The following is an 8792-nucleotide window of genomic DNA, read 5'->3' as shown; positions in this document are numbered from 1 at the left end:
GAGTTCGACGAAAACGATTCCGACCGGGCGCTCTGCTACTCGTATATGTACGCGCAGCACTACCGCGAGGGCGCCGAGGGCGGGTTCTTCCTGCTGCGCGGCTCGTACACCAACCACATGCTCCGCACATCGGATGGTTGGCGTATCGAGAGTCTGACCCAGCACGTCAGCTGGGCCGACGGCGAATAGATGCCGTCATGGAAGCCACGGGCCGCTTCCAGTCGTCGAGCTCGTCGACGACATCGGCGGAACCGTGTGCACAGCGCACAGCATGTCATCGCCGAGTCCGATCGTGTGGCCGAGTCCTCGCCGCCGAGCTTCGGGTACCGCGATTCTCGTGGTGGCAGCGGATGGGACACCCCAGCTACCCCGAACCTTCCAGGCTCCTGCGCACCATCGCCGAACACAAACGAGACGATCACCTGCGAGCGCGCCGGGTTCGTCGATCATCGACGTGGTCGAGGGCAAGGGTCGCGGTGGTGGGTTTCAACCCGATGTGCCGCCACTCGGCGGTGAGGGTGAGCGACCGCACGGGCGCATCATCGGTGTCCGTGCCGATCCAGTACTGGGGTTCGGTGCGGTAGGTGCATATGGCGGCCGCTGAGGCCTCGATGTCGGGGCGCATGCGGTAGGGGTCGGCGACGGCCAGATCGTGATCGGTGGTGCCGAACCAGATGTCGAGATAGGACCAGCGAGCCGAGGTGTCCCGGGGGTCTGTCAAGAACCTGGTTTGGTGCTGGGCCCGGCGGGCGGAGCCGGCGGTGGTAGTCAGCGTCAGGTGGACGGCGAGGCCGGTCTCGTAGGCGACGACCCGTGCCAGCTCGAGGGTCAGTGAGGTGTCGGCGACCAGGAGTCGTCGACCGTGTACTTCGGTGCCTCCGCAGACCGGTGCCGGGTTCTCCGGCCACCTCCGCATCCGCATGATGGTTGTGATCGTGCCGGATCGGCGCTAGATCGGCAATACCTCCGCCGCAAACAAACCCGAGGTCGATCGCTTGTCGGTGCTCACTTTCTCCGCAACGGATCGGCTCGGTCGTACACCTCGGCCGTGGTGGTCGCCGGTGGGTAGGGACCCGATCGTGCGCTCGTCGGAGGGCATCACGTTTTCCCGGAGATTCGGTTCTTGGCCATCGGGGCCGCCGAGTTTGTTGAGTCCGCACCCCAATGCTGTGATCTGTGCGGGGAGTCCGATGATCGAGTGGCTCGGTGTGATGCCACCGCATCCTTGGCTACGAAACCCGTTTCGTTGGGCTGGTCGTGGTGGACCTGGAGGTCGGTGCCGACCTCCGTATCGTCGCCGCCGTCGCGCACTTCCAACCCGGCACTGTGGCCGCGCGCCTTGAACTGACGGTCAGCGGGGGGTGCGGTGGTGGGTAAGGCCCGAGTATTTGGTCGACCTGCGGCCGTGGGGCCTTCGGCGACGATACGCGCCTCGAGCGGGCGCCGGAAGCACTGGTTCCGGGGAGTCGCCACCGGTACTGCAGCTCACCCGAACTGCGGCCACGATCGCCCGGGTACTCCCCGGCAGGCCGGGTACACGAACCGTAGGCGGCGAAACATCCTCCCGCACGTCCCGTTTCGTGGAGGTGAGTGCGGTGATCAATCTGTACTATCCGCTGGTCATCGTTCTGTACGTTATTTCGGCCCTGTGGCAGGGCAATCTGGGCCACTTCTGAGAGCGGGCCATCACCTGCCGATGCGCGGCGAGAGCGCCGGGCCGGCTATCGTCGCAATTCACCGATTCCGCCGCGTACGAGGTTTCGCAACCGGGCGTGCGAACACGTCAGACGCTCGGCAATTCGATCCGGTCCGCCGAAAGCGTTCTGCGGGCGGGGAGTTCGTCGCACAGGGGTATTCCCCGGGAATGCGCACTTCTACCGCGAGACCAAACCAGGTGGTCGGCCGCTGTCATGGCAATCAGCGGTGCAGAAGGCGGGACCGACGGAACGGGTGCGGGAATTGCGGCCACCGCTGGTGGGTGGTGCCGGTGTGCGGTTGCCGTAACCGACTGAGCCCGGGTGGGCACGCTGTCCGCTTCATCCCGTGGTCGTGTTCGCGCAGGTCCCGGCCGCAACTGGCCGCTTCGCTGAATTCATCATCCGCGAAGATGGTGGGCAGGTCCCGGAGCGTCGATGACGCGAAACGGTGGTGCGGAAAACGGGCGTCGGTCGTCGCCGCGGTGTGCCTCGAGGCCCCTGGACAGGAGTATCGGAGACGACGATTGGTGCCGTAGGCCAAGATCTGGGCAGGTGCGGGTGGCATGTAGGTCTGGATTCCCGTTGGCGGGAGGTGCTGTTGGTTGGTAGCGGTGGCGACTGGAGCTGGTTGGGGCGCAATTGTGGAGGCATGAAGACCACGACATTGGGACGAAGCGGGCTGCACGTCTCGCGTATTGCGTTCGGCACCTGGCAGCTCGGCGGAGATTGGGGCCGGTTCGACGAGGACGCGGCGATCGCGGCGATCCACCGTGCCCGCGAGCTGGGGGTCAACTTCTTCGACACCGCGCAGGCCTACGGTTTCGGGGAGTCCGAGCGGATCCTCGGCAAGGTCCTTCGCCACGAACTGAGCACCGAGCGTGACGAGCTCGTGATCGCCACGAAGGGCGGCCTGCGCAGGACCGACTCGGGGCTGGTCCGTGACGCGAGCCCCGGTTGGTTGCGCCGAGGGGTGGATGCCAGCCTGACGGCGCTGGGGATCGACCACATCGACCTCTACCAGGTGCACTGGCCCGACCCGGCGGTGCCGGCCGCCGAGACGGCGGGTGCGCTGGCCGACCTCGTCGCCGACGGCAAGATCGGGCACGTCGGGGTGTCCAACTACACCGCCGCGCAGATGGAGGAGTTCGCGGCGACGCTGCCGGTGGAGACGGTGCAGCCGCCGTATCACCTGTTCCGCCGGGAGATCGAGGACGACCTGCTGCCCGCCTGCCGGGCACACGACATCGGTGTGCTGGTGTACGGGCCGTTGGCGCACGGCCTGTTGACCGGAACCCTCACCGCGCACACGGTGTTCGGCGCTGATGACTGGCGCGGCACGAGCAGCGTTTTCACCGGCGATACCTACCGGCGCAATCTGGCGACGGTATCCGCGCTGGAGAGGTTCGCCGCCGCACGACACATGACCGTCAGCCAGTTGGCGATTGCCTGGACGCTGGCGAACCCGGCCGTGCACGTCGCCATCGTCGGTGCCCGGCAGGCGGCCCATGTCCAGGACAGCCTCGGGGCCACCGAGGTGTGGCTCAGTGCGGGAGACCTCGCCGACATCGACGAGATCATGGCGGCGGCCACGCCGACCCCCGACCGACCCGGAGGACATCGACCCATTCGGTCCCAACCACATCCGCCCCGAACCGTGATCCCACGGGCCCAGCGGGGGCCGTCGGAGAGCGCTGTGATGGCTCCTGCCGGGCGGGGCAAGGTCGGGAACCTGCCCCTCGAGTTGACCGTTTTCGTGGGTCGCCGACGTGAGCTGACCGAGACGAAGCGGCTGCTGTCGGTCGCCCGCCTGGTGACACTGACGGGCGTCGGTGGGGTCGGCAAGACACGATTGGCACTGCGCGTGGCCGCGAACGTGCGCCGCGCCTTCGACGGCGGTGTGTGGCTGGTCGAGCTGGGGGAGCTACACGACGCGGAACTGTTGGCTGACACCGTCGTCGCGGCGTTCGGGCTGCGCGAGCAGTCATCCAACCCGTCACTGGAGCTGCTGGCCGAGCACATTGCCGATCGGCGGATGTTACTCGTGCTGGACAACTGCGAACACCTGGTGGGGGCGGCTGCGATGCTGGCCGAGAGGTTACTCCGACAATGCCCCGAGCTACGCATCCTGGCAACAAGTCGCGAACCCCTGGGCATCGGAGGAGAAGCCGTGATGCGGGTGCCGCCCCTGACGCTCCCCACTTCGGACCGACCGGCGTCGTTGCACGACTGGGCCGGGTCCGACGCCATCACACTGTTCGCGGCGCGGGCAGAGGCCGCGGCACCCGGATTCGCGCTGTCGGAGGCCAGCCGGGTCACGATCACCCGGATCTGCCAGCACCTGGACGGGTTGCCACTGGCCATCGAGTTGGCAGCGGCCCTCGTGCGGGTGCTGTCCCCCCAACAAATTCTGGATCGGCTCGCCGATAGATTTCGGGTCCTCACCCACGGCTGCCGGGGTGCGCCCTCGCGCCATCAGACGCTGCAGCTGTCCATCGACTGGAGCTACGACCTGTGTGAGCCGGAGGAACAGCGGCTGTGGGCACGGTTGTCGGTGTTCGCCGGTGGCTTCGAACTCGACGCCGCGGAAAGTCTCTGCGCGGGGTTCCTGGCGCGGGAGGAGGTGTTGGACATGGTCGCTCGCCTGGTTGAGAAGTCGATCCTGATCAGGGAAGACGCCGGGGCGGCGGCGCGGTACCGGCTGCTCGAGAGCCTACGCGAGTACGGATGGCAGAAGCTGCAGGAAACCGGCGAGGACGCAGCATTGCGCCGGCGGCACCGCGATTGGTACCAGCAGTTGGTGCTGGGGGCCGAGGCGGAGTGGATCGGCCCCAGCAGCTCGACTGGATTGCCCGGTTGAAGCGAGAGCAGCCGAATATGCGCGAGGCTCTGCAGTTCTGCGTGACCGAGCCGGGCGAAGACGAGGCTGAGGCCGGTCTGCGGATCGCCGCCGCCCTGTACACGTTGTGGCTCACTCACGGCCTGCTCGGTGAGGGGAGGTATTGGCTCGACCGAGTGCTGGCCCGCCACAGCGGTGCACCGACCACGGACCGGGTCAAAGCCTTGTCCGCCGACGCCACGCTGGCCGGATTTCAGGGCGACCTCCAGAAGGGGGCGGCGCTGGTCGAGGAAGCGCGCACTCTTGCCGAGCGGCTGGGAGACCGCGAGGCGCATGCGATCGTCACGCAGGCCGACGGGCTGCAGGCGCTCGTCGGCGGAGATTTGTCGCGCGCCGTCGACTGCTTCGAAGGCGCTCTTGCGGAGTTCCGCGCCGAGGGTAACCTCGGGCGGTTGATCGGGGATCTGGTCGGGTTGGAGCTGGCGAGCGGACTGCTCGGCGACATACCCCGGGCGCTCGAGTGCAAGCGGGAGGTGCTCGCGATCACGGCACTTCACGGCGAAACAGTGCAGCGGGCGTACTCGCTAGGGGCGCTCGGTCTTGCGGTATGGCAGACCGACCATAGGCGGGCCTCGAGGCTACTCGAGCAAAGCCTGCGGCTCACACGGGTGGTGGACGACCCACTCCACGCGGCCTGGTGTCTGGAGGCGCTGGCGTGGATCGCCGCGGCCGAGCACCTCGACCGGCGGGCCGCCGTGCTGCTGGGCGCCGCGGCGGCGCTGTCACAGACGGTGGGCAGCTCCCCAGTCGCCGTCCCAAACCTGCTCGCCTACCATGAGGAATGCGCGCGGCAGGCCCGTCGCGCGCCCGGTGTGCGAGTGTTCAATGCGCAGGTGCGGCACGGCGAAGCCATGACTTTCGAGAACGCGGTTGCGTACGCGCTCGACGAGGAACATGGGACGGCGCCGCGCCCGGGTGTTGATACCGACGCCGGGTTGACCACACGCGAGTGGCAGGTTGCCGGATTGGTGGCCGAGGGCCTGACGAACAAGGCGATTGCCACGAAGCTGGTGCTCTCGCAGAGCACCGCGCGGGGGCACGTGGAGCACATCCGCGTCAAACTGGGCTTCACTTCGCGTGCACAGATCGCAGCCTGGGTCACCGAGCAAACCCAGGACGAGCGGCGCTGATCAGGCGCGGGACGCTTCGGCACCGGGCAGGGCTGCGTCTCTGGCGAAGCGGCTCCGCCGCCCGTAGATTCGCTGACCAATCGGGGGCCCGGAGAGCCGTACGCAATGCACCTGCGAATGTGCTGGGGTCGTGAATCAGCCAGCCATGACCGGTCCCTCGCCGTGAGGGAACGTGGATTGCGAAGCGCCGTCCTGAGCGACACGAAGCCCGCAAGGAGGATCATTCGGTCCCGGCGACCGCATACGAGGGACACCGGCAGTCCCCGGTCCGCGAGGATTACCGAGTTCGTGACGCAGGTCTGCACCTCTGGCGAGGTCAACGGATCGCCAGATGGCACCGGATCGCGCAACAAAGTTGGGTAGGAAGCCGTTGACGAGCGTTGCCGTCGCGTGGTCTATGGACCCGATCGACACGTCCTCTTCCAATGCCTCAGTACCCCAACCTCATAGCGTCCTCTGAGCTTCTAGAGCCTGCCGGGCGGGATGGTCGCGTACAGTGCACGCCCCGAGCGCACAGCGGTGTCGAGGGCTCCCATCGTCTTTCCGAGGGAAGTGTCCGGGTCGAACCGGTGTGAACAGAAGGCATCGACATTACTGCAACGGCACGTGATTGGCAGGAGGTCGATACTCGTTGTGTGAACGCTGATGTGGTTGCCGCGGAGCTGGAAGCCGTGCACGAGCGCATGTCCGGTCGGTTCGCGCGTTCGGAACCGCGTACCCGGGTGCGTGAGTACGTCGCGGGTTTGGTTGCTGGTCCAGAGCACAAGAACGGGCGGACGCTGGGGAGAGCTGAGCCCGGATGGAATTACCAGCAAACTCACAGGCAACTATAACGACCGGACCAGGGTTGGGGCGTCTACTGGGAACTGCGCCGCTCCCCGGCAGCGCACCCGAAAATGTGGAAATCACCGAAGTAACCAGGATTCGTGATCTACTCCTCTGCAGTTGGTTTCGCCCTTCGAAGACTGCTTAGCCTTGCTGAGGACATCGACCCCCAACGTGGTCTCTTCGGCGCCGCGGAAGGTACGGCCATGCAAGTACAAACCAAAAAGGGCTCGCAGCGTCAACTCGCGAAGAATGCCATCACTGCAGCACTCGCTCGGCTCTGTCCGCCGACTCGACCCATACCGCATCATCCGCCGCAACCAGACCCCGATGGCGCCGCACGGAAATCTCCCGAACCAGCCGACACACCATGCTTCCCGCGGGGAGAGACTGCTCTCAATACTCGTCGCAGGTGGCGCGGAGCGTTTCCGTCACATCGCACAGCGGCCCGGCAGAGGGCCGATGACTCGTACGACGACCTACGAGAACGGCTTCCGGCAGAGCTGCGCGATCAACCCGACGATCAGATCCCGCGGCTCTGGGTGGCGTGGTCCGAAGCCCGATCGGGGTACGACGCCGGTCACCTCGTCCATACCTTCCAGCTCGACACGGCGCTAGCTCATCGACTCGTCAACCTCGCACACGAGCGGTCCTGACTTGGACACAACATCGCTGCGATCTTCTCTCCACCAGTGTCTCGTTCGCCGATCCGAACTGGTCCTGCCGGAAATGCCGGGTCGATGTACTGACGAGCTGGGTTCAGAGGATTCGGCGGTTCAGTACGAGGCCGATGCCAGCCGCGACTGAGACGAAGAGGAGCCGCCGACCAGCCACATCCGGCTGGCGTCGCCGCGGGTGGTCTCGTAGCCGATCTGCTCCTGCAGGGTGTCGTAGACCGAGCTGAGCTGGAACGCCCGTGGCGATCGCGACTCGGCGATGCGCACGGGCAGTTTCAATCATCGGATTACGCTGCTGTTTGCCGCTGATCCTGCAATGTGCAATCGCGTCGTCAGAACGCGGCTTCGAGCTCCGCAAATTCGTCATCTGTGAGCGAGAGCGCCGCAGCATCGATGTTGTCGTTCAGATGTGCCACCGACGAGGTTCCAGGGATGGGGAGCACGACCGGCGAGCGCCGCAGCAACCAGGCCAAGGCCAGCTGGGACGGTGATGCATGGTACTTCCTCGCAAGCGTGTCCAGCGGGCCACCTTCTGTGGCAAGCCTTCCGGTGGCCAGGGGGAACCACGGAATGAACGCGATCGAGTTCTGCTCCGCGTAGTTGAGCAGCTCTTCGGCATCGCGGTGCGCGAGGTTGTACAGGTTTTGAACGGAATCGATTGTCGCGAACTCGCCGGCCGCTTTCACGTCCTCGACGCCGACCTCGCTGAGGCCGATGTGCTTGATCTTGCCTTCTTGCTGCAGCAGCGCCAGTTCGCCGACCTGATCGGCCAGCGGCACCTGGGCGTCGATGCGGTGTAACTGAAACAGCGGAATCTGTTCGAGGCCCAGATTTCGCAGACTCAACTCGGCCTGCTGGCGCAGGTATTCGGGGCGCCCCACCGGGCGCCAGTCACCGGGACCGGATCGCGTAAGGCCTGCTTTGGTGGCAATCACGACGTCGTCCGCGTACGGATGGAGCGCCTTCTTCAGCAGTTGTTCGGCAACCACCGGCCCGTAGGAATCGGCAGTGTCGAAGAACGTCACCCCACGCTCTACCGCGCGCTGCAGAACGCGAACCGCCTCGTCGGGGTCCTTCGGATCACCCCAGACGCCCTCGCCGGTGAGCTGCATTGTGCCGTATCCGAGCCGGACGACGGGTGTGGTGCCGCCGATCGAGAACGTTCCCGATAGGGCGGCGGAAACTGTGGTCACTGGCATATCGACTCCCTCGTAAATGAACTCGTCGTACAACTCCCATCACAGCCGGCATTATTCCGCAACGGAATCCCACCGGGGCAGCCCGGAGAGTCACGAGGAGCACTCGTTGTGAAACCTGTTGATTCGGCGTGCACCTGGGTCCCCCAGCAGTAAATACCGGGGTTTGACGCGATGAACCGCTTCTTGCTTCCTGACGTCCCCCAGCGTCGCGATCGACAGGCCGTATGTCGTCGTGGCTAGCCTCAATCTGCGTATGCCTGCTAGCCGGCACCCGTGAACTGTCCTGGGTCGGGTGGAGACTCCTGATTGAACCAGGAGAATGAAATCATGCCAGCACCGAGGAAGTACGACACCGAGACCCGTGAGCG

Annotated in this window: 6 protein-coding genes and 1 pseudogene; 4 read left to right on the top strand and 3 right to left on the bottom strand. The window is 65.8% G+C overall.

Annotated elements, in window-relative coordinates; genetic code table 11:
• Positions 1 to 189, top strand: a 189-nt coding sequence (locus ACFWAY_RS52160; protein WP_378516317.1) for a nuclear transport factor 2 family protein, incomplete at its 5' end; no start/stop codon positions are given.
• A gap of 229 nt (positions 190 to 418) precedes the next feature.
• Here the strand turns inward: ACFWAY_RS52160 and ACFWAY_RS52155 are convergent.
• Positions 419 to 916 (bottom strand): serine/threonine protein kinase, encoded by a 498-nt coding sequence (locus ACFWAY_RS52155; RefSeq protein WP_378516316.1) that lies wholly within the window; start codon positions 914 to 916, stop codon positions 419 to 421.
• A 1430-nt stretch (positions 917 to 2346) separates the two neighbouring features.
• Here ACFWAY_RS52155 and ACFWAY_RS52150 point away from each other — a divergent pair.
• The 3 genes and pseudogenes from ACFWAY_RS52150 to ACFWAY_RS52140 form a co-directional block, all read left to right on the top strand.
• Positions 2347 to 3291, top strand: a pseudogene (locus ACFWAY_RS52150) (aldo/keto reductase); the annotation flags it as partial.
• Complete coding sequence (locus ACFWAY_RS52145) at positions 3274 to 4554, top strand: ATP-binding protein (RefSeq protein ID WP_378516319.1); 1281 nt, start codon at positions 3274 to 3276, stop codon at positions 4552 to 4554. The pseudogene ACFWAY_RS52150 and the gene ACFWAY_RS52145, both read left to right, overlap by 18 nt.
• A 17-nt stretch (positions 4555 to 4571) precedes the next feature.
• Positions 4572 to 5723 (top strand): response regulator transcription factor, encoded by a 1152-nt coding sequence (locus ACFWAY_RS52140; protein WP_378516315.1) that lies wholly within the window; start codon positions 4572 to 4574, stop codon positions 5721 to 5723.
• Between the two features lie 1601 nt (positions 5724 to 7324).
• On the opposite strand, the gene ACFWAY_RS52135 is transcribed toward ACFWAY_RS52140, so the two are convergent.
• Together ACFWAY_RS52135 and ACFWAY_RS52130 are read right to left on the bottom strand one after the other, a co-directional pair.
• A complete protein-coding gene (locus tag ACFWAY_RS52135; RefSeq protein WP_378516320.1) occupies positions 7325 to 7504 on the bottom strand; it encodes a hypothetical protein in 180 nt (59 codons plus the stop codon).
• Positions 7505 to 7557: 53 nt separating this feature from the next.
• Positions 7558 to 8424 (bottom strand): aldo/keto reductase, encoded by an 867-nt coding sequence (locus ACFWAY_RS52130; protein WP_378516318.1) that lies wholly within the window; start codon positions 8422 to 8424, stop codon positions 7558 to 7560.
• Positions 8425 to 8792 lie beyond the last annotated feature (368 nt).

The organism is Rhodococcus sp. NPDC059968, from assembly GCF_042738615.1.
GTDB lineage: Bacteria > Actinomycetota > Actinomycetes > Mycobacteriales > Mycobacteriaceae > Rhodococcus_F.
Note: the sequence above shows the minus strand (reverse complement) of the source record. Positions and strands in the feature narration are given on the sequence as shown.